Source organism: Pseudomonas sp. P7548 (genome assembly GCF_013386585.1).
In the GTDB taxonomy this organism is placed as follows: domain Bacteria; phylum Pseudomonadota; class Gammaproteobacteria; order Pseudomonadales; family Pseudomonadaceae; genus Aquipseudomonas.
Map to the genome: position 1 here is coordinate 110,035 of NZ_JACARO010000008.1, position 21,164 is coordinate 131,198.

Genomic DNA, 21,164 nt, shown 5'->3' on the forward strand with positions numbered 1-21,164 from the left:
CCGACAATTGTCCTACTTCGAATGATTCAGAACAACCACCGTAGGCTATTGTCCTAATGCCTTGTGTCTATAAAAGGCATCCGCTGAGTCTCGGTTATGTTTGACCGAAGGCTTGTGTCATGATGATCCGACCGCAGGTTAGTCGTCCTCTTCCTATATGAATAGATCTTCCGCGTTGCTCCTTGCTTTTGTCTTCCTCAGCGGCTGCCAGGCCTTGGCCCCCGTGTCGCCGGACGGTACGCCGCCGGTCGAAGACAGCACCCCCGCCCCTGAAAAGCCCAAGGTTTATTCCTCGTTCAAGGAAGAAACGATCTACAGCCTGCTGACCGCGGAACTCGCCGGCCAGCGCAATCGTTTCGATATTGCCCTGGATAACTACGTGACCCAGGCCATCAATACCCAGGACCCGGGCATTTCGGAGCGCGCGTTTCGCATCGCCGAATATCTGGGCGCCGACCAGGCTGCGCTGGATACTTCGCTGATCTGGGCGAAAAACGCGCCGGACGATCTGGAAGCCCAACGCGCCGCTGCCGTTCAACTGGCACGCGCAGGGCGCTATGACGACTCCATGGTCTATATGGAGAAAGTCCTGCAGGGCAAGGGCGACACCCATTTCGATTTCCTCGCGCTGTCGGCCGCCGACACCGACCAGGACACGCGCAATGGCCTGATGAAGAGTTTCGACCGCCTGCTGCAAAAGCATCCGAAGAACAGCCAGCTGATTTTCGGCAAGGCGCTGCTGCTGCAACAGGATGACGAGGCTGACGCGGCCCTGAAATTGCTGGAGCAGAACCCGCCGGAAGACGGCGAGATCGCGCCGATCCTGCTGCGTGCACGCCTGTTGCAGAATCTCAATCGCGGCAAGGAAGCGGTTCCGCTGCTGGAAAAAAGCATCAAGAAGTACCCGGATGACAAGCGTCTGCGCCTGACGTACGCCCGCACGCTGGTCGAGCAGGATCGTATGGAGGACGCCAAAGTGCAGTTCGCCAACCTGGTCCAGCAATACCCGGACGACGACGAACTGCGCTACTCCCTGGCGCTGGTCTGCCTGGAAGCCAAGGCGTGGGACGAGGCCAAGGGGTATCTGGAAGAGTTGATCCAGCGCGAAAGCCATGTGGACTCAGCGCACCTGAACCTCGGTCGTATCGCTGAAGAGCGCAACGACCCGCAGGCGGCCTTGCTCGAATACGCCCAGGTCGGCCCGGGTAACGACTACCTGCCAGCTCAGTTGCGCCAGGCGGACATCCTGATGAGCAACGGCCGCACCGACGAGGCAGAAAAACGCCTGGCGGCGGCGCGCGATGCCGAACCGGACTACGCGATCCAGCTGTACCTGATCCAGGCCGAAACGTTATCGGCCAACAATCAGGGCGAGCGCGCCTGGAAGTTGCTGCAGCAAGCCCTGCTGCAATATCCCGACGATTTGAACCTGCTCTACACCCGCGCCATGCAGGCGGAAAAACGCAATGACCTGGCACAGATGGAAAAAGACCTGCGCCTGATCATCAAGCGCGACCCGGACAACGCCATGGCGCTCAACGCCCTGGGGTACACGCTGTCGGATCGCACGACGCGCTACGCCGAAGCCAAGGTGCTGATCGAACAAGCCCACAAGCTGAACCCGGAAGACCCGGCCGTGCTCGACAGCCTGGGCTGGGTGAATTACCGCCTGGGCAACCTGGATGAAGCCGAACGTTTGCTGCGCCAGGCGCTGGAGCGCTTCCCCGACCAGGAAGTCGCCGCCCACCTCGGCGAAGTGCTGTGGGCCAACGGCAAGCAGCGCGAAGCACGCCAAATCTGGGAAAAATTCCTCAAGGAACAACCCGAAAGCCCCATCCTGCGCGGCACCATCAAACGCCTGACCGGATCCGAGACCCTTTAAGCTTATGTTCTTGCGCCACGTTGTAGTCTTCAGTTTTATCGCCCTGCTCGCCGGTTGCGCGGGCATAGGCAGCCGTGAATCCGTTGAAGGCCAGGGCAACCCGGCGCAATGGAAACAGCACAAGGACCAGCTCAGCAGCATCGACGGCTGGCAGATCGAAGGGAAAGTCGGGGTTCGCGCGCCGAAGGATTCCGGCAGCGGCACCTTGTTCTGGCTGCAACGCCAGGACTACTACGACATTCGCCTGTCCGGCCCGCTGGGCCGGGGCGCCGCACGCCTGACCGGGCGCCCGGGGCAAGTGAGCCTTGAAGTGGCCAACCAGGGGCGCTACGAAGCGGCCTCGCCGGAAGCGCTGCTGGAAGAACAGATTGGCTGGAAGCTGCCGGTGTCTCACCTGGTCTGGTGGGTGCGCGGCTTGCCGGCACCGGATAGCAAGAGCCGCCTGAGCCTCAACGGCGACAGCCGCCTGGCCACCCTGGAGCAGGATGGCTGGCAGGTCGAGTATCTGAGCTACGTCGAACAAAGCGGTTACTGGCTGCCCGAGCGCATCAAGCTGCACGGCACCGACCTTGACGTCACGCTGGTGATCAAGGATTGGCAACCACGCAAGCTGGGGCAATAACGTGACAGTAGAACGCCTGACCCTGCCCTCCCCCGCAAAACTCAATTTGATGCTGCACATTCTGGGTCGCCGTGAAGATGGCTACCACGAGCTGCAGACGCTGTTTCAGTTTCTCGACTATGGCGATGAATTGACCTTCGCCGTACGCGACGACGGCGTGATCCAGTTGCACACCGAATTCGAAGGTGTGCCTCACGACAGCAATCTGATTGTGAGGGCGGCAAAAAAACTTCAGGAGCAATCCGGTTGCCCCCTCGGTATCGACATCTGGATCGATAAAATCCTGCCCATGGGCGGCGGTATCGGTGGCGGCAGCTCAAATGCCGCGACCACCTTGCTGGGCCTGAATCATTTGTGGAAGCTGGGCTGGGACCCTGATCGCCTTGCGGCGCTGGGCCTTTCGCTGGGGGCGGACGTCCCGGTTTTCGTGCGCGGGCACGCGGCTTTCGCCGAGGGCGTCGGGGAGAAACTCACCCCTGAATACCCCGAAGAGCCGTGGTATGTCGTGCTTGTTCCGCAAGTATCTGTAAGTACAGCAGAAATTTTTTCAGATCCACTGTTGACACGTAACTCTCCTCCCATTAAAGTGCGCCCCGTTCCCAAGGGAAACAGTCGAAATGACTGCTTACCGGTTGTAGCAAGGCGTTATCCAGAGGTACGTAACGCTTTGAATTTGTTAGGTAAATTTACCGAAGCAAAATTAACCGGAACTGGAAGTTGTGTGTTTGGGGGCTTCCCAAGCAAAGCTGAAGCTGATAAAGTCTCGGCCCTTCTTACAGAGACCCTTACAGGGTTTGTAGCAAAGGGAAGCAACGTTTCGATGTTGCATCGCAAGCTGCAAAGTCTGCTCTAAAAGGAACCGAGTGTTAGGCACTCGTTGCAACAGATACAGGGGCGTCGCCAAGCGGTAAGGCAGCAGGTTTTGATCCTGCCATGCGTTGGTTCGAATCCAGCCGCCCCTGCCATTTTCTAATACTCATCCAGGTTACCCTCAGCCTCTAGGTACTGCGCGTGTCCAAGATGATGGTCTTTACGGGGAATGCTAACCCCGATCTGGCTCGGCGTGTCGTACGTCAGCTGCATATCCCTCTCGGTGACATCTCTGTCGGTAAATTCTCCGACGGCGAAATTACAGCCGAGATCAATGAAAACGTCCGCGGTAAAGATGTCTTCATTATTCAGCCGACCTGCGCTCCGACCAACGATAACCTGATGGAACTCGTCGTGATGGCTGATGCCTTCCGCCGCTCCTCAGCGACTCGAATCACAGCTGTAATCCCTTACTTTGGTTATGCCCGTCAGGATCGCCGTCCGCGTTCCGCACGTGTGGCTATCAGCGCGAAAGTCGTTGCTGACATGCTGACCGTGGTAGGCATCGACCGTGTGCTCACGGTTGACCTGCACGCTGACCAAATCCAGGGGTTCTTCGATATTCCGGTAGATAACATCTACGGCTCCCCGGTATTGGTGGATGACATTGAAGACCAGCGCTTTGAAAACCTGATGATCGTGTCCCCGGACATTGGCGGCGTCGTGCGTGCACGGGCTGTTGCCAAATCCTTGGGCGTGGACCTCGGGATCATCGACAAACGCCGTGAAAAAGCCAATCACTCTGAAGTGATGCATATCATCGGTGATGTCGAAGGGCGTACCTGTATTCTGGTTGATGACATGGTCGACACCGCCGGCACCCTGTGCCATGCGGCGAAAGCCTTGAAAGAGCACGGTGCGGCTAAAGTCTTCGCCTACTGCACACACCCTGTGCTGTCGGGCCGAGCGATCGAGAACATCGAGAATTCCGTGCTGGACGAACTGGTGGTGACCAACACCATCCCGTTGTCCGCCGCCGCTCAAGCCTGTGCGCGTATCCGTCAACTGGATATCGCACCGGTTGTTGCCGAAGCGGTTCGCCGCATCAGCAATGAAGAATCGATCAGCGCGATGTTCCGCTAAGGGTCAAACCTTCGGCACATCCCACTGACGAAAAGCGCCCCGCCCCGACATTCTGTTGGGGCGGGGCTTTTTTGCCCATGTCGAGTACGGCGCTGGTCGCAAACGCCCCTCGATGATGGCTATTTTGGAGATACAAAATGACTGACTTTATTCTGAACGCCCAAGCGCGTACTGACCTGGGGAAAGGTGCGAGCCGCCGCCTGCGTCACGCCGCCAACATCCCAGCCGTTGTTTACGGTGGCAACAAGCCTGCTGAGTCCGTGACCATCCTGGCCAAGGAAATCGCCAAGCTGTTCGAAAACGAAGCTGCCTACAGCCACGTTATCGAGCTGAACGTCGACGGCACCAAGCAAAACGTCATCGTTAAAGCGATGCAGCGTCACCCGTCCAAGCAGTTCATCATGCACGCTGACTTCGTTCGCGTTGTAGCCGGCCAAAAACTGACCGCTATCGTGCCTGTGCACTTCATCGGTGAAGAAGCACCGGTCAAGAAAGGCGGCGAGATTTCTCACGTTGTGAACGAAATCGAAGTGACCTGCCTGCCGAAAGACCTGCCTGAGTTCATCGAAGTCGACCTGTCGGCCGCTGAAGTTGGCGCCATCATCCACCTGTCCGACCTCAAAGCACCTAAAGGCGTTGAGTTCGTTGCACTGGCTCACGGTGATGACAAAGCTGTTGCAAACGTACACGCTCCACGCGTTGCACCAGAAGCTGAAGAAGGCGCTGCAGAGTAATTCACTCTGTATTGCCGGAGCTTGAGGAAACATCGCGGACCGGAACGTAGCGAGAAAGCGGGCGATAACGCGACGTTTACTCTTGAGTAAATGAGCTACTGTTGTCCACTTTCGCCGCACCAAGGTCAGGCGATGTTATCCACAACTCCAAAGGAAGGGCCCCTGTCGTGACTGCCATTAAACTGATCGTTGGCCTGGGAAATCCAGGCGCCGAATACGAACAGACCCGGCATAACGCGGGGGCCCTTTTTGTTGAGCGTATTGCCCACGCGCAAGGTGTGAACCTTGTAGCTGATCGCAAATATTTTGGCCTGACCGGACGCTTCTCGCATCAGGGTCAGGATGTTCGCCTGTTGATTCCCACCACCTACATGAACCGCAGCGGCCAAGCCGTAGCGGCGCTTGCGGGCTTCTTCCGGATAAAGCCTGAAGAAATCCTGGTGGCCCATGACGAACTGGACCTGCCACCCGGTGTTGCCAAGCTCAAGCTCGGCGGCGGGCACGGTGGGCACAACGGCCTGCGCGACATCATCGCGCAGTTGGGCAATCAGAATAATTTCTACCGTCTGCGGCTCGGCATTGGCCACCCAGGCGTTGCCAGTATGGTTTCAAATTTCGTCCTGGGTCGTGCGCCACGCGCCGAACAGGAAAAACTCGATGCCAGCATCGACTTTGCCCTCGGCGTGCTGCCGGATATCTTCGCCGGTGAATGGAACCGCGCGATGAAAAACCTGCACAGCCAGAAGGCCTGACTCTTACCGAGGGGAAACACCATGGGATTCAATTGCGGCATCGTCGGCCTGCCCAACGTCGGCAAATCCACCCTGTTCAACGCCCTGACCAAGTCCGGTATTGCGGCGGAGAACTTCCCCTTCTGCACCATCGAGCCCAACAGCGGTATCGTGCCGATGCCGGATCCACGCCTGGACGCCCTGGCGGCCATCGTCAATCCAAAGCGCATCCTGCCGACCACCATGGAGTTCGTCGACATCGCAGGCCTGGTCGCCGGCGCCTCGAAAGGTGAAGGCCTGGGCAACAAGTTCCTGGCCAACATCCGTGAAACCGATGCCATCGCTCACGTGGTCCGCTGCTTTGAAGACGAGAACGTGATTCACGTTTCCAACAGCGTCGACCCGAAACGCGACATCGAAATCATCGACCTGGAACTGATCTTCGCCGACCTCGACAGCTGCGAAAAACAGCTGCAGAAAGTCGCGCGTAACGCCAAGGGTGGCGACAAGGACGCAGTGGTCCAGAAGGGCCTGCTGGAGCAGTTGATCGCGCACTTCACTGAAGGCAAGCCTGCACGCAGCCTGATGAAGAACATGGGCGCCGATGAGAAGGCCGTGATCAAGGGCTTCCACCTGCTGACCACCAAGCCTGTGATGTACATCGCCAACGTCGCCGAAGACGGCTTCGAGAACAACCCGTTGCTCGATGTGGTCAAGGCCATCGCCGACGAAGAAGGCGCGATCGTCGTGCCGGTGTGCAACAAGATCGAAGCGGAAATCGCCGAGCTCGAAGACGGTGAAGAAAAGGATATGTTCCTCGAAGCCCTGGGCTTGGAAGAGCCTGGCCTGAACCGTGTGATCCGCGCCGGTTACGAAATGCTCAACCTGCAGACCTACTTCACCGCCGGTGTGGAAGAAGTCCGTGCATGGACCGTCAAGGTTGGCGCCACCGCCCCACAAGCTGCCGGCGTGATTCACACCGACTTCGAAAAAGGCTTTATCCGTGCCGAAGTGATCGCATACAACGACTTCATTCAGTACAAGGGTGAAGCCGGCGCCAAGGAAGCCGGTAAGTGGCGTTTGGAAGGCAAGGAATACGTCGTTAAAGATGGCGATGTCATGCACTTCCGCTTCAACGTATAAGTGCTCTCTGCGGTTTTTTCCGCAAACAAAAGCCGATGCATTGCATCGGCTTTTTTGTGGGCGCTCGCCCTGACAATAACCTTCATCGCAGCCATTACGACTCACACTTCAGATTAATCCTGTTTTCTTCCGTGCCTTTATGCACCCCCTTACATACACAACTCGCCTCTCCCGGAACAACTCTTACTTTTCTTACAGGATCTTTCTCATTCCTCTCTTACAGCCTCAACGAGAAACTTGGTAAGTTACCGTTATCGGCTGATATTGATAGAGCATCAGGCCAACAATGAAGTGACAGCGATAGTGGAGCACCCGCACGATGTCGGCCTCGTTTCAAATAGATACGCCAGTAGATCCACTCTTTATTGAAGGATCTGATATTGAAGAAACCATCAATACTACTGCCACCCTCAATATTGACATCCTCTTGATGGGCGAAACGGGTACCGGCAAGGACACCTTGGCGCAACGGGTTCATCATTTGTCGGGGCGGCGCGGTAGCTTCATTGCTGTGAACTGTGCAGCCATCCCCGAAAGCCTTGCGGAAAGCCAGCTGTTCGGCGTCAACAGCGGGGCCTTTACCGGTGCGATGCAATCACGGGCCGGTTTTGTGGAGGCTGCTCATCTGGGGACTCTGTACCTTGATGAAATCGACAGCATGCCGCTGACTCTGCAAGCCAAGCTATTGCGGGTGCTGGAATCCCGCGGCGTGGAGCGCCTAGGCTCGACCCGTTTCATCCCCGTCGATATGCGTGTCATTGCGTCGGCCCAACACTCGTTGCACACAATGGTCGAACAAGGCACCTTCAGGCGCGACCTGTACTTTCGCCTGAATGTCGTCAACATCCAACTCCCGGCCTTGCGCGACCGGCGTGAGCGCATCATTCCGTTGTTCCTGGAAATGATCCAGCAAGAAGCTGCCCACTTCGGCTGTTCGGCCCCGCCGCCGCCTAGCGGGCTGCTGCAGCAATTGCTAAGCCATCCCTGGCAGGGCAACGTTCGTGAACTGCGTTCGACGGCCAAACGCTTCGTCCTGGGCTTACCGCTTCTCTCCACGTCCTTGAACATCAGGCAGGAATCCGTGATGGGTCTGAAAGCACGCCTGCAGCAGCTGGAAAAGGCACTGATCGAAGAGTCGCTGCTACGCCACGATTACTGTGTGGATAGCGCCGCAGTGGAGCTAAGCGTGGCCAAGCGCACGCTTTACTACAGAATGAAGCAGTTGAATATATCCCTGGCTTAACGCGCTTACAAATATTTAGAAACATCTACCTCTGAAACATTTGGAACGCCTTGTTGCTAAACACCACACAACTAGGGCCACGCTCAAGGCGTTATTGACATGCTAAGGCATAAATAGGGCTTGGCTAACGGCGAACGTGTATCCCCTTCAAACATTGCAGTTGGAGTTTATTATGTCTATTCCAAGTATTACGCCCCCCAGCACCAACAATAATTTCCTGTCCGCCCCAGGAACAAAACCCGGCACAGGCAACAGCAGTGATGATCTGTTAGACAAGGCAGAGGCCATTGCTCGAGAGGGTTTCGAGTTGAGCCTGAAAGCCAAGCAAATCACCAACAAATATGCGGCAGCTAAAGAAGTTCGATAACACAACCGCCTCCCCGTGTTGTCCATCGGGGAGGCTTTCTTGTTCGCTGAAATAGCAACTTTTGATATCAGCCGTTCCAGGTAGGCTGCCTCAAGTATCGACATAGCAGGCTTTACATGAAGATAGAAGAACTTGACTTTTCAGTGCAACGCAACGCCCTCGAAGAAGCCTTTAACACACGAAGTCATCCTGCCTCTCATACAGACGTAGACTTTTTCACCTCATCGCTGAACCGCCCAGGAGCGACTACCACCCGGGTAGACAATCCTGCGGGACCTTCGCTGCTGGCAGAGGCCGGACAGCACGTCAAGGCCTTGGAAAGCCGTCTTGCGCATGCACTCAAATCAACCAACAAAGGCTCCGACCCGGACGATTTCAAGCAATACCCACGTGAGCTATCCAACGTCGTACTGACCTCCCAACTGCTGGTAAAAAGCCTGGGCAAGGCCACTCAGTGCCTCGACAAAATCTGCAACTTGCAATAATGGCCATGAACAATTTCCTGCCTGTCGCGTTACTCCTGGCGGCTGCACTGATGTTGGGTGGCTGCAGCGATCGTGTCGAACTTCATCGCCAACTCTCCGAGCAAGAGGCCAATGAGGTCATCGCAGAGTTGGCCGACAAACACATTCGCGCGCAGAAAGTCCCGGCCAAAGATGGCGTCACCGTGGCCGTCAATGCCGTCGACATCGGGCGCGCCGTACGCACGCTGGAAGCCGCCGGGTTGCCTCGAGCGGCACGCACTACGCTGGGTGACACGTTTCGCAAGGAAGGGGTCATTTCCACGCCGCTGGAAGAGCGCGCGCGCTACATCTATGCCCTGTCCCAAGAGCTTGAGGCCACCCTGTCCAATATTGACGGTGTGATCGTTGCGCGTGTGCACGTGGTGCTGCCGGAACGCGTAGCACCGGGTGAGCCGGTCCAACCCGCGTCCGCGTCGGTATTCATCAAACATGACCCGCGCCTGGACCCCGATAACATCCGCGCCCGCGTACGCAGGATGGTCGCGAGCAGCATCCCGGGCATGACCGCTGCGGTGGACAACCCGCAAAAACTAAGTGTGATCTTCGTGCCAGCCACTGCCTATCAGGAACAGCAACGCCTGGCTTACTTCGGCCCTTTCCTGGTGCCCAACGATGACCTCCCGTTCTGGCGAACCAGCGTAACCCTTTTTCTGCTCAGCCTAGTGGCCATCACCCTCGCCGCATCATTCCTGTTTGCACGACGCCAGCGCGCGCGGCAAGGGAGGCCTGTAGCAGGCGAATCAATCGGCGCTGCCCATGACGCCTAGCATCGATCAGTCGGCGAGCGAGCAATTGGCCTGGGCCCAATGGTGGGCGTTCCCTTGGAAGTACGCCCACGAAGACTGGCGAGATGACGTTCATAGTGCGATGGACGCGCTCCATCGTAGCGGTGGATGGGCCCCCTGCACGCTCCCGGGTGTTGTCGCCTGCCTGCCTCCGGAGCCTCATACCACCGTGCTCCGCCTGGCCCTTGCCTCCACGGAGCAACTCAATTTGGCGCTGACACTGGTTCACGACATCTTCAATCCGCAAGCCTCGTCAGGCTTGAGCGACAGTCATCAGTTGTGGTGCACACGACTTTCCAAGGCCCTGCCTCCTGCGCGGCCACTGCGCGATGCCGACCCGTTGCAATTGCTCTGTAGCTGGGTAGCGCCCTCCACCTGGCAGCGCCTGCGATTGCGCTTTCCCCGTGGACACGTGCAAGAAGTGGAAAAAAAAAACTCTCCGTCGAGGGAGCAACCAGCCAACTGAACACACTCTGGCAAGCCGTCGTCTGGCGGGTGACGACAACGGCAACCGACACCATCCCCCCCGACTCGAACGTGTAAGGAGAACGCCGATGCTATGCCGACACTCCCTTGAGTTGCCCAGCGGTGCCTCTGGTTTGCCACGTAATCTGATCCTCCGTGAAGAGCTTAAGGACTGGGACCAGGCCAACCAGATTTTACGCCACGCCAGTGCCCAGGCCGACGAGCTGATAAGCCAGGCAGAAAGGAAATGTGAAGTGCTGCAGCAAGAAGCCTCACTGCAGGTCTGGCAGCGCGCAGATACCCAACTCAAGCAGTGGGACCTCGACCGTCAGGCGATGTGTGACAGCCTCGAACACTATGCGACCCGCATCACCCAGCAGGCGATGCGTCGCCTGCTTGACGACATCGCGCCTCCCCAAAGGCTGGCAGCCTTGCTCAAGCAACTACTGGCCAGCCAAGTCCAGGAGGTCAATGCGACGCTGCTGTGTCATCCCCATGACGTTGAAGAGATCGAACAGTGCCTCAGCCTTCGCAATGCCACGTATTGGAAGCTTCACACCGACGAAGCAATCCGGCCTCAGACACTCGTTCTGCAAACCGACGAGGGCGACTTCCGAATCAGTTGGAACTCACTGCTCGAAGCGTTCTTCAACAGCAGTCAAGAGTACTTGGATTACGACCTGAAAGTACGCGAGCCAGCGTTTTCATAACGTCTTGCAAACAGGTCTATCGCGCATTCAAACCCACCGACATGAAGGAAAAACCATGGATTTTTTTAATGATCTATCTCGCCAGCTATTAAGAAACAGCGACGTCGCCCACAAGGCCTACAAAGCGAATATCGCTGAAGTCTCAGCCAATGGTTCAGACGCCGAGTTCTTCGAACTGGCCATGAAAAAAGCCACGACGCAGATGGCCTACCTGGAGCACAACCGGGTGAATCACTTGCTGCTCAAAAGTGCCTTTGAGAGTTTCCAGTAACTATGAAAGCGCTGGTCGGTGAGTGGCTCAGAGACCGCGCGGAGCGTGCGATGAGGCCACGCTCTTCGGTTGCCTCCAGACACTGCTCAACCAACGCGATATCTGGCGCTCCGCTGCCGCGCGCCCTGTTCGGCCGGCACTGAACCTCAAACCCACCTCGCTACGCTCGCCGTCTTACTAACAAGAGAACACCTCATGTTTAACCCCCCCTCCAAGCACACCGGCTTGCGCTTTGATTCACCCCGCTCATCGTCAAAACGAGCGGGATGGCGGTGCGTGGTCGCACTGCCATGCTTGCTGATGCCCGTCGTCAGTACCTACGCAGCCATTCCTGCCGAATGGAAAAATACCGCTTACGCCTACGAGGCCCAACAAAAACCGCTGCGAGAAGTGCTCGAAGACTTCGCGCAGACCTTTGGTACGCAACTGCAAGTGGAGGGGCTACTGGAGGGCAACGTCAACGGAAAGATTCGCGCCAACACCCCGCAATCATTGCTTGATCGACTGGGGGTCGAACATCGCTTCCAGTGGTATTTGTACAACAACACGCTCTATATCAGCTCTCTGGATCAACAGGAATCTGCACGTTTGGAGGTCTCTTCCGAAACCATCGCGGACCTCAAAAAAGCACTCACGGATATTGGCCTGCTCGACAGCCGCTTCGGCTGGGGCGAACTCCCCGAAGACGGCGTCGTCTTGGTCTCCGGCCCGCGGCGCTATATAGAACAGATCAAGCATTTCAGCAGCCAACGCCGCTCACCGGAAGAAAAACAAAGCGTGCTCAGCTACCCGCTGAAGTTCGCCAACGCGACGGATCGCCAAGTGGAATATCGCGGTGAAAAACATGCCATTCCCGGCGTTGCGAGCATTTTACGCGGGTTGTTGGAGCCCCGCGCCACCTCGTCTCTTCCGGGGCTTGGCCAACGCCCCCCTTCACAACCCTCCCCCCTTGCGCCAAACATTCCCCGGCTGAACAACCCACTGATCGGGCAGATGGTTGGCGTAAACAGCAACCCTGCGCAGTTCGAGACCGGCGGCACGCTCACCCCACGCGCACCAACACCCTCCAGCCGGATTCGCGTCGAAGCTGATGTGCGTAACAACGCGGTACTGATCTACGATTTGCCGGAGCGCCAGGCCCTGTACCGCGAGTTGATCGCTCAGCTCGATGTCGCAAGCAAGCTGATAGAGATCGATGCCATTATCCTCGACATCGAGCGCACACAATTACGCGAGTTCGGCGTGAACTGGGGCTTCCAGAACAGTCGTTTCCGTGGCCTCGGCACCAACCAGGCGCCTGGCACCACCTCGCAGTTATCGATTGAAAATCGTGATCGCTTCTACGCGGATATACGCGCACTTGAAGCCAAGGGGCTGGCAACCATGGTCTCCAACCCTTCGGTCCTCACCCTGGAAAACCAGCCAGCGGTCATCGACTTCAACCGCACTCAGTACCTGACGCCCGGCAGAGAAAACGCAACCATTCTGCCGGTCACCGTGGGGACCAGCTTCCAGGTCGTACCGCGAGTCATCACCAGTCGCGGTGGTCACCAGGTCCACTTGGCGGTGGATATTGAAGACGGGAATTTCGACGAGACCAACCCCATGCCAGGCCAACTGGATGTGCGCCGAGGCAAGGTCAGTACCCAGGCAGTAATGGCTGAAAAACGCTCGCTGGTGGTGGGTGGATTCCATGTCACCGAAAGCACCGACAAGCAGAACAAGGTGCCTCTGCTGGGCGACATTCCGCTGCTGGGCAAGGCGCTGTTTTCCTCGACCGAACGACAGAACAATCGACGTGAGCGCCTGTTTATCATCACCCCGCGCGTCATCGGCGACCAGTCCGACCCCTCGCGCTATTTGCCCCAGGCCGACCAAGTCGATCTGCAAGCGGCGCTCACACCGCTCGCCAGGCGCAACAGCCCTCACCAGCCGGTGATCAATCGCAACGACATCATCAGCACCCTGGCGCACCTGGTCAGCGGGCAAGTCCCCCAGACCTTCAAAGCGGCGCCAATGCCACTCGGGCTGCGGACATTATGCAACACACGCGAATTGCTGGCGCTGAACGAAAATCGCAGCCAGTGGTATGCCGGCCCCGAGTACAACGTGGCAGTCGTGGTGCTGCGCAACCAGTTCAACCGCAATGTGCGCATAGACGAAAAAGAATGCAGCAACTCGCAGACCCTGGCAGTCAGCGCCTGGCCGCGTGCCTGGCTCAAGCCCGGTGAGGAAGCAGAAGTATTTATCGCGATGCGCCCGGTGGTGAAGGACGAACACCTCAGCGTACCCCGCCCCTCCTTGATCACCCCAGCTCAGAAGGCCAAGCCATGAATCGCCGCTTGTTGTGCATCACACTGATCAGCGCAGCGTTGTTCGTCACCGGCTGTACCCCCACGTGCAAGGGCGACTCCTGCTCACGTCCACAATCGACCCATGACCAAATGGTAATCTGGTGGCCGCCACAGATGCGCGTCGAACCCGGCCCCAGTGGTGGGCGGGCGGACTACCAGACCATCTCGCTGGAGCGCTGAGTGCTCGCCAATGCCCGATCATCAACGCCAGGTAAGTTGGAAAAACGGGTGAGCGGCGCGGCCGCTCACCTGCCACTCGCGCCCGGTATCACGGTGTGTTCACCTCACGCCGGCCAACGACCGGGGTTGGCCTTGCACGTCTCTCGCGAAGCCTTGCGAACCGGGCAATTACAACGGGTATTGGAGCAGCGTTTCGAGCGCCCCTTTATTCAATGGCTGTGTGACCTATCAGGATGTCAATGGCGCCCAGGTCAGCGCTGATCAAGCTCGGGGATTTCCAGCGTTTCACGCTTGGCCTCATCGTCCAGCTCACGCAAGGTGCGATAGATCAGCGCCACCGCCTGCAAGGTTTCGCGGGGAATGCTCGCACCCAACTCTTTTGTATAGATCGTGCGCGCTAGCCATATGCACTGGATCACCGGCACCTCAGCGGCCTTGGCACGATCGATCAGCCTGCGGGCCTCAGCGTCCGTGCCCTTGCTCACCAGCAACGGAAGCGGTGTTTTACCAGGGCGGTAATACAGGGCGACCGCATAGTGCGTCGGGTTGACCACCAGCATGTCCGCCTCCTCCAGCTTGGGCAGCTTCACCTTCGGCTCTTCCTGGGCCAATTGCTGGGCCAATGCGCGACGCTGGCCCTTCACATGCGGGTCGCCCTCCATGTCCTTGTACTCTTTGACGACCTCGACCTGGGTCATGCGCATGCGTTTGGCAAAAAAATACCTCACCATCATCAGGTCGATAAGCGCCAGTATCAACAACAAGCCGAGGCAGGCATGCAGCAAGTGCCGAAACAGCACGATCAACGCCAGGATGTAACTTTGCAGGTCACTGTTGGCCAAGTTGATCAACGCCCCCAAAGAGGGCCAGACCACCACATACACAATCAGCCCTATCAGGAACGCCTTGGCGATACTCATCAACAGGTTCATCAGCGATTGAGCAGAAAACATCTGCTTGATCTGGCTGACCGGGTTCAGGCGATTGAAGTCGGGCTTGAGGCTCTCTGGCGCAAACAACAGTCCGAACTGCATCCAACTGCTGATGAGCTTCACAGCAATCGCCACGCCTGCCATCAATACAGAGAACGAGAAAAACACAATCAGGCTTTCAACCAGCACCTCCTCCAGGGCCCGTGCAAAGGGCTGATTCAGGTCTGAGATCGGCAAGATCATCAACTGCTGGAACCGTTGGAGGCTGCTCTCGGCCGTGAACAGCGCGATTTCACTGATCGACGTCAGCACCAGCAATTTACCGACGTCCTGGCTTTGGGCGACTTGGCCTTTCTTGCGTTGATCACGCAGCTTCTTGGCTGACGCCGGGTGCTTCTTTTCCCCTGAATCACTCACGGCAGTGACGCCTTGAAGAGCAACCCCAGCGAATGCCTGAGGTCACCCAGTTGGCTCATGCGCCCGACGATAAGGTCCTGCAACAACGCAAAGTACACCAATAAAATGCCGATACCCGCCAGGCATTTGACAGGGGGCGCCAGCGTGCTCACCTGTAGCTGCTGGCTGTAAACCCCCAGCAGCGCGATACCGAATTCCAGCAACAGCAACACCGCGATAAAAGGCGCGGCGTAGAGCATCATGTGGGTGAAGGTGTCGCCCAGCAACCCGACGAATACACCCATGCCATTCGGTGCCGGCAGCGGAAACCACACCGTGGGCGGCCAGATCAGGTAGCTGTCCCAGATCACCTGAGTCAACGTACCCAGTCCGAGCGTGACGATCAGAAGATAAATCGCCAACTGCTTGAACAAGTGCCCAATCGGCGTCGCATCCGGGCCCAGTGAAGGATTGAGCTGCCCCCCCGCCAAGGCTCCACGTTGGTTATCGAGCAGCGCTCCCACCGATTCGAACATCCAGAACGGCATCGACAGCAGCACTCCCAAGAGAAGGCCCAGAGCCACCTCTTTAAGCACCAGCGCACCGAGCATCAACGCGGAGTATTCCTCGACCGCCAATACGGCATGGATACCCGGCGCTGGCATCAACGCCATGACCATCACAATGGTGTGCCGTAGCATGCCGCGGATATGTTGAAAGCAGAACGCAGCCACCAAGATGGCACAAGGGTAGATGCGCGACATACCGATCATCAGGCTGGGCAGGTACTCAAGATAAAGCAGCACAGGCAGCGCCTCAGTTCAGGGCCGAGCGGCCAATCATGTCGAAGGCCAGGTTGATCAACTGGATCAGCTCAACCCCAATCCAGCGGCCGGTCAGGATCAGCGTGATACCCACGGCAACCAACTTGATGCCAAAGGGCAGCGTCTGATCCTGTATTTGCATCAACGCCTGTACCAGGGACGTCAGCACACCCACCACCACCGCCACAATCAGCGGCGGCGCCGACAGTACGACCACCAACAGCATGCCCTGCTTGAACAGCACGATCGGTTCCATAGGGTACTCAGAGGTAGGAAAGGAACAGGCTGTCGAGCAAGCGCGACCACCCCGAGACCAACACGAACAACAGCAACTTGAGCGGCAGTGAGATGGTCATCGGCGAGACCATTTGCATCCCCAGCGCCAGCAACAGATTGGAGACAATCAGATCAATGACGATGAAGGGGATGTAGATCAGGAAACCGATCTCAAATCCCGCCTGCAGTTGTGACAGCACAAACGCCGGCACCAGCAGGATCAAGTCCTCGCGCCGCACGTCCTGCGCCATTTGCGCAGGCCAAAGGCGCGCGGTGTTTTCCAGCAAGTGCGTCAGCGTGTCCGGGTCCACATTGCGCAACATAAAGGCGCGCAGCGGTTTGATGGCCTCGCTTCCCGTCTGCAAAAACGTTTGCACATTGCTCAGGTCCAGCGGCGAGACCTTGATGCTTTCAGCAATCTCGTACCCCACCGGAGCCATGATGAACAGGGTGGCCGCAAGCGCGATGCCATTGATCGCCATGCTCGGTGGGACCTGCTGCACGCCGAGGGCATTGCGGGTAATCATCAGCACAATGACAATTTTTAAAAACGATGTGCAGATGATCAGCAGCATGGGCATCAACGTAAGCGCCCCCAGAAACACTGCAAGAATGAGGGGGTCCAGCCCCTGGATATTCATCGACCGAACATCACGCGGGACAGCTGCAACCCCAGGCGCCCATCAACTTCCACCAACTGCCCCTGAGCAATCGGGCGGTCGCCATAATAGAGGCCTGCCATACCCGGGGCGTAGCCGGCAATACCCAGCACCGCGCCGGGCGCAAGGTTACGCAGCTCACCCAAGGTGAGGTTGAGCGCTCCGCAGCGTACCGTCAGCGCGATGCTCAACTCATCGAAAGGCTCATGGCCGAATACATCTACCACCGGCTCATCCTTCTCATGCTCCGAGTAGTGGGGCGCAGTAAAATTGTCGTCCACGGACGTCTCCTCGATAGCAGTAAGGGTCACGCACAAAGCGCCTTTGGCATCGTCAATACACCCTCGCAAGCACCGTCTGCCGGTGCGTACATAGCCCGTCCCGCAGGCCTGAAAAAAATGCTGCTCAAGCAACAACACGTCCCCGATGCGCAGCGCTTGTGCCTGCCCTACCGGCAAGTGCAAACGCCCGAGCGTTACGGCAATCGCCAACTGAAACGACGCCGTCATCGGCTCTGCAGTCGGGCGCCACGGGCCGGACGCGTATAACGTCAGGAAGCTTTCGGCGGCAAGCCACAGGTAGCCCACGACGCGAGATGCTCCCAGGGTCACACTCAGTTGGCAGCCGAACCCGACCGGACGATCAACCTCCAGCAGTCGCACGGTGCCCAGCAGCGTTCGTACCTGCGGGCTGAGGTGGTGCTGGAATAACGCCCAAAACCAGTCGTTTGAATCGTTACCCGCCTGGGCCAACGTGACCGGGCATTCGCCCAGCAAGCTGAGCAGCGGCCCGGCCTCCGCAAGCGCGAGCACACCACACCGGGTTTCAAGGCAAACGATGTCGCCTCCGGTGGGCGGACGCCCGGGTTCCAGACGCAACTCACCGTCCTGCCCCGCCACTTGAAAGGGCAGGCACAAGCCACGTCCCAATCGACGGCGAGCAGCAACGATGTCGCTCCTAATCAAAGGCAACACCAGTGACGGCACTATCATGTCGACCTGATGCAAGGTAAATGCAGGCTGACCGGCAGCCCCAACGCCGCCGCCAAGCGGCTTTCACATTGTTGCCGCACACCACTGAGCCAGCGTGCCGTTGCGTCTTGCTCAGGCTCCAGCTCAATGGCCCAAGCGCCTTGTTCACGACGCACGCTGGCGTTGATCCGCCCAAGCCTGGGCAGGTACAGCACCGCCTGAAGCGGCCACTGCGACCCCATCTGCATACGAGGGAGTAATTGGTCTGCGAGGGCGCCAATCAAGGCGGCAGAGGCATTCGACTTCGCCTTCGATAGCGACGGCTCCCTCCCTGCACCCTCGTCCATATCCGCGAACAGTCGGGCGAATAATCGCCCTTGCTCCCAGGGCACGACAGCGGCGCCGATAGGCTCACGGTCTTCGCGTATTCCACGTAGGCGTGGGTACTCAGTGGGTTTATTGGAAACCTGTTTCACGTCGGCTCCTGCGCCAGTAAAAGGGACAGCTCCTGGAGTTTTTCAACCTGTCGCAGGCACTCGGTGACTTGCTTCTGGGCGCTGCCAACGCGGATGGCCTTTTCTTCCTGCTGGCTTTGCAATGCTTCCAGCCGGGCTTTGTCTCGACGGGTATTGGCCGATAAAACACGCTCCTGCGCACCCCAGGTCTTCAGGGCCTGCAACGTCATCACCTGGCCCTGGTAGTGGCTGAGCAATTGAGCACTTTCCCGCGCCTCGTCCTGCCGGCTTTCTTCAAGCGTGTCGCTGGCCTGTTCTATATGGGCAAGCAGCGTTTGCTGGGCTCGCTTCGCCTCACGCAGGCTGCGTTCGGCCCTGTCTGCCCGGTGCCTGCGCAGGCGTCGCAGTGTCTCCACATCACCAAGCAGCACGTCAGAATGGGACATGTGCGGTCAGCTCCTGAATGTGCTCCAGCGTCCTCGCCATGGGCGTGGGCTCACGCAAGTCCTGGCGCAGAAAAGCATCGACCGCCTGGCGGCTGTCCACCGCCAGGTCAGTCAGGGCATCCGTGCCAGGCTGGTACTCCCCCAGCTTGAGCATCAACTCGATCTGCTGGTAAGCCGACAACAAGCGGCGCAATGCGGTGCCGGCGCGAATATCTGCCGGAGAGACAACGTTGCTCAAGATTCGCGACAGGCTCGCCAGCACGTCCACTGCCGGGTAGTGCCCACGCTCGGCCAACTTGCGAGACAACACGATATGACCATCCAGCAGTGAGCGAACCTCATCGGCGACCGGATCGTTCATGGAGTCCTGTTCGATCAGTACCGTGTAGATCGCCGTGATAACCCCCTCACGGGTCAACCCGGCACGCTCCACCAAACGGGGTAACAGGCTGTAGACCGACGGCGGAAGACCACCGCGACCCAACGGCTCACCCGCCGCCAGGCCGATTTCACGCTGGGCCCTGGCAAAACGGGTCAGTGAGTCGATCAGCAGCAACACCCGCTGCCCCTTGCGCCGGAAACCTTCGGCCAGGGCCGTAGCGGTAAATGCAGCACGCGCGCGCTCCATGCTTGAGCGATCGGAGGTCGCGCACACCAATACCGCTTTGGCACGCAGTTGCTCATCCAACTCATGGTCTAGAAACTCACGCAACTCGCGGCCCCGCTCGCCGATCAAGCCGAACACGATCACATCGCACTCAACATTACGGGCGATTTCAGCCAGTAAGGTGGTCTTCCCGCAACCCGCCCCGGCAAACAGCCCAACACGCTGGCCTTCACCCAACGTCAACAAACCATCGATCGAACGGACTCCGGTAGCCAGTGCGCGGTGGATCCTCGGACGCTCAGTGGGCAACGGCGCTTCACACAGCACTGCACTCGTATCAGGCAAGTCCGCCTCCACAAAAGCACTGGCACCCTCCCCCGTGATAGGCCTGCCGAAACCGTCCAACACCTGGCCCAGCAACGCATCGCTGACCTGTACCCGATGCGCCACACCCAGGCGTTCAACGCTGGCCCCCACCCGCACGCCCTCCAGGTTGCCCAGGGCGCTGAGCACCGCATCCTGCTGATCGAAGCCAATGATCTCGGCGAGCATGCAATCACCCGGGGCTTTCTCGACCTGGCACAAGTCTCCGATACGCGCCAGGGGCAGCCGGCACTGCAGCAGCATGCCGTTGACGCGCTGGATACGACCGCGCATCGTCACCGGCGCAAAAGCCGCCAGTGACTGAGATTGGCGTTGCTGCCAGGCCTCCAGACGCGCTTGCAGTTCCAGGCTCACCAGCGCACCTCATACCGCTGCGCACCGTCAAATACCACTTTGCTGTTATCGATCGACACCAGGCGCAGTCCTTCCACCTCATCCCCCACAAACAACCGGGTACCCTCTTCCAGAACCACATGACCATTCGGCCCGCCGACGATCTGAACGATCTTGAAGGGCAGCGCGCTGTCGCGCACACGTACACGACTGAGTACCGGTACAGCGCTGTCGAACTGCTCTCCAAAACGGCTGAGCATCCGTGCCACCAGGTCCACATCGTCTTGGGAGACATCCCCACTGAGCGTGACCTGGCCATTGATGACTTGGAGGGAAACGCGCTCGCCCAGCTCACGCTCGCCCAGCATCTTCAACAACTGCTCGCGCACTTCAAACGGCGAGGCCAGTTCACGTTTCTGGACGGCCTGCGGCATCAGGGAGGCCTGGGCCTCGGGCTCTCCTGTAGAGGCCATGCCCACCAGAATGAAGATGACCGTTATCACCAGCACCACAGTAATCAGGCGCTTTTGTTGTGGATGGGAAATGGACGATAAATTGAGGGTTGGCGTCGGCTCCGTGGCAGGAGCTGACACCAGCGGAGCCTGGGTCGGCGCCTGCGGCCAAGGCTCATCAGCCAGGGTGACACAGAGCCGTACACACCCCACGCAAAACACAGCGTTCGGTGCCAGGCTCGCAATCTGCGCCAAAACCTGCCCATCGGCGCCTTGCAACAGCCCCGCTTCAGCCTGTACCGACCAGTTCGAGCCGACCAGCAGCAGCCGAGCATGCTGCTGTGCAACACCAGGATCATTGAGCATCAGGTCGGCATCGGCATGGGCACCGATGCTCCACTGCTCACCGAACAGCGGCAGTGCAGCCCCTTGATGCAGACCGTCCAAAACACGCAGCTCAAACAT

At 58.4% G+C, this 21,164-nt stretch carries 24 protein-coding genes and 1 tRNA gene; 16 read left to right on the forward strand and 9 right to left on the reverse strand.

Annotation, left to right across the window (positions count from 1 at the left end):
* The first annotated feature begins 157 nt into the window (after window positions 1–157).
* The 16 genes from HX803_RS04310 (at window position 158) to hrpT (ending at window position 13,964) form a co-directional block, all read left to right on the forward strand.
* Window positions 158–1,882 carry a tetratricopeptide repeat protein gene (locus tag HX803_RS04310; RefSeq protein ID WP_178919212.1) on the forward strand — a complete coding sequence of 575 codons (1,725 nt, stop codon included), beginning with the start codon at window positions 158–160 and terminating at the stop codon, window positions 1,880–1,882.
* A 4-nt stretch (window positions 1,883–1,886) separates the two neighbouring features.
* On the forward strand, window positions 1,887–2,504 hold the full coding sequence (gene lolB, locus HX803_RS04315) for a lipoprotein insertase outer membrane protein LolB (protein ID WP_178919214.1): 618 nt from the start codon (window positions 1,887–1,889) through the stop codon (window positions 2,502–2,504).
* Window positions 2,505–2,553: 49 nt separating this feature from the next.
* The gene (ispE, locus tag HX803_RS04320; protein WP_218646939.1) at window positions 2,554–3,357 is read left to right on the forward strand and encodes a 4-(cytidine 5'-diphospho)-2-C-methyl-D-erythritol kinase; all 804 of its coding nucleotides are present in this window, start codon (window positions 2,554–2,556) and stop codon (window positions 3,355–3,357) included.
* A 37-nt stretch (window positions 3,358–3,394) separates the two neighbouring features.
* A tRNA-Gln gene (locus HX803_RS04325) sits at window positions 3,395–3,469 on the forward strand.
* A 46-nt stretch (window positions 3,470–3,515) separates the two neighbouring features.
* A complete protein-coding gene (locus HX803_RS04330) occupies window positions 3,516–4,457 on the forward strand; it encodes a ribose-phosphate pyrophosphokinase (RefSeq protein WP_003171603.1) in 942 nt (313 codons plus the stop codon).
* A gap of 137 nt (window positions 4,458–4,594) precedes the next feature.
* A complete protein-coding gene (locus HX803_RS04335) occupies window positions 4,595–5,191 on the forward strand; it encodes a 50S ribosomal protein L25/general stress protein Ctc (RefSeq protein WP_178919218.1) in 597 nt (198 codons plus the stop codon).
* Window positions 5,192–5,358: 167 nt separating this feature from the next.
* On the forward strand, window positions 5,359–5,943 hold the full coding sequence (pth, locus tag HX803_RS04340) for an aminoacyl-tRNA hydrolase (protein ID WP_010213318.1): 585 nt from the start codon (window positions 5,359–5,361) through the stop codon (window positions 5,941–5,943).
* 21 nt (window positions 5,944–5,964) lie between these two features.
* A complete protein-coding gene (ychF, locus tag HX803_RS04345; RefSeq protein WP_178919220.1) occupies window positions 5,965–7,065 on the forward strand; it encodes a redox-regulated ATPase YchF in 1,101 nt (366 codons plus the stop codon).
* A gap of 319 nt (window positions 7,066–7,384) precedes the next feature.
* Window positions 7,385–8,308 carry a sigma 54-interacting transcriptional regulator gene (locus HX803_RS04350; RefSeq protein WP_178919222.1) on the forward strand — a complete coding sequence of 308 codons (924 nt, stop codon included), beginning with the start codon at window positions 7,385–7,387 and terminating at the stop codon, window positions 8,306–8,308.
* Window positions 8,309–8,480: 172 nt separating this feature from the next.
* Window positions 8,481–8,675 (forward strand): hypothetical protein, encoded by a 195-nt coding sequence (locus tag HX803_RS04355; RefSeq protein ID WP_178919225.1) that lies wholly within the window; start codon window positions 8,481–8,483, stop codon window positions 8,673–8,675.
* Between the two features lie 116 nt (window positions 8,676–8,791).
* Window positions 8,792–9,160 carry an EscI/YscI/HrpB family type III secretion system inner rod protein gene (locus HX803_RS04360; RefSeq protein WP_178919227.1) on the forward strand — a complete coding sequence of 123 codons (369 nt, stop codon included), beginning with the start codon at window positions 8,792–8,794 and terminating at the stop codon, window positions 9,158–9,160.
* A gap of 5 nt (window positions 9,161–9,165) precedes the next feature.
* On the forward strand, window positions 9,166–9,966 hold the full coding sequence (gene sctJ, locus HX803_RS04365; RefSeq protein ID WP_178919228.1) for a type III secretion system inner membrane ring lipoprotein SctJ: 801 nt from the start codon (window positions 9,166–9,168) through the stop codon (window positions 9,964–9,966).
* 617 nt (window positions 9,967–10,583) lie between these two features.
* Entirely contained in the window at window positions 10,584–11,159 is a 576-nt protein-coding gene (sctL, locus tag HX803_RS04370) for a type III secretion system stator protein SctL (RefSeq protein ID WP_306172752.1), read from the forward strand.
* A 55-nt stretch (window positions 11,160–11,214) separates the two neighbouring features.
* Window positions 11,215–11,430 carry a hypothetical protein gene (locus tag HX803_RS04375; RefSeq protein WP_178919232.1) on the forward strand — a complete coding sequence of 72 codons (216 nt, stop codon included), beginning with the start codon at window positions 11,215–11,217 and terminating at the stop codon, window positions 11,428–11,430.
* Between the two features lie 195 nt (window positions 11,431–11,625).
* Window positions 11,626–13,764 (forward strand): type III secretion system outer membrane ring subunit SctC, encoded by a 2,139-nt coding sequence (gene sctC / locus HX803_RS04380; RefSeq protein WP_178919299.1) that lies wholly within the window; start codon window positions 11,626–11,628, stop codon window positions 13,762–13,764.
* Window positions 13,761–13,964, forward strand: a complete 204-nt coding sequence (hrpT, locus tag HX803_RS04385) for an HrpT family type III secretion system protein (protein ID WP_178919234.1) — start codon at window positions 13,761–13,763, stop codon at window positions 13,962–13,964. The genes sctC and hrpT overlap by 4 nt, the downstream gene beginning before the upstream one ends.
* A gap of 251 nt (window positions 13,965–14,215) precedes the next feature.
* On the opposite strand, the gene sctU is transcribed toward hrpT, so the two are convergent.
* Genes sctU through HX803_RS04430 form a run of 9 tightly spaced genes read right to left on the reverse strand, consistent with a single transcriptional unit; the run spans window position 14,216 to window position 21,164 of the window.
* Complete coding sequence (gene sctU / locus HX803_RS04390) at window positions 14,216–15,313, reverse strand: type III secretion system export apparatus subunit SctU (protein WP_178919236.1); 1,098 nt, start codon at window positions 15,311–15,313, stop codon at window positions 14,216–14,218.
* Window positions 15,310–16,098 carry a type III secretion system export apparatus subunit SctT gene (gene sctT, locus HX803_RS04395; protein WP_178919238.1) on the reverse strand — a complete coding sequence of 263 codons (789 nt, stop codon included), beginning with the start codon at window positions 16,096–16,098 and terminating at the stop codon, window positions 15,310–15,312. The genes sctU and sctT overlap by 4 nt, the downstream gene beginning before the upstream one ends.
* Window positions 16,099–16,108: 10 nt before the next feature.
* Entirely contained in the window at window positions 16,109–16,372 is a 264-nt protein-coding gene (gene sctS, locus HX803_RS04400; protein WP_178919240.1) for a type III secretion system export apparatus subunit SctS, read from the reverse strand.
* Window positions 16,373–16,379: 7 nt separating this feature from the next.
* The gene (gene sctR, locus HX803_RS04405) at window positions 16,380–17,033 is read right to left on the reverse strand and encodes a type III secretion system export apparatus subunit SctR (protein WP_178919242.1); all 654 of its coding nucleotides are present in this window, start codon (window positions 17,031–17,033) and stop codon (window positions 16,380–16,382) included.
* On the reverse strand, window positions 17,030–18,043 hold the full coding sequence (locus HX803_RS04410; protein ID WP_178919244.1) for a FliM/FliN family flagellar motor switch protein: 1,014 nt from the start codon (window positions 18,041–18,043) through the stop codon (window positions 17,030–17,032). Before HX803_RS04410 ends, sctR begins: the two co-directional genes overlap by 4 nt.
* A complete protein-coding gene (locus HX803_RS04415; RefSeq protein ID WP_178919246.1) occupies window positions 18,040–18,498 on the reverse strand; it encodes a type III secretion system HrpP C-terminal domain-containing protein in 459 nt (152 codons plus the stop codon). The genes HX803_RS04410 and HX803_RS04415 overlap by 4 nt, the downstream gene beginning before the upstream one ends.
* The gene (locus tag HX803_RS04420) at window positions 18,495–18,923 is read right to left on the reverse strand and encodes a YscO family type III secretion system apparatus protein (protein ID WP_178919248.1); all 429 of its coding nucleotides are present in this window, start codon (window positions 18,921–18,923) and stop codon (window positions 18,495–18,497) included. Before HX803_RS04420 ends, HX803_RS04415 begins: the two co-directional genes overlap by 4 nt.
* A complete protein-coding gene (locus tag HX803_RS04425) occupies window positions 18,910–20,268 on the reverse strand; it encodes a FliI/YscN family ATPase (protein WP_310522010.1) in 1,359 nt (452 codons plus the stop codon). Before HX803_RS04425 ends, HX803_RS04420 begins: the two co-directional genes overlap by 14 nt.
* A complete protein-coding gene (locus tag HX803_RS04430; RefSeq protein WP_178919249.1) occupies window positions 20,265–21,164 on the reverse strand; it encodes an FHA domain-containing protein in 900 nt (299 codons plus the stop codon). Before HX803_RS04430 ends, HX803_RS04425 begins: the two co-directional genes overlap by 4 nt.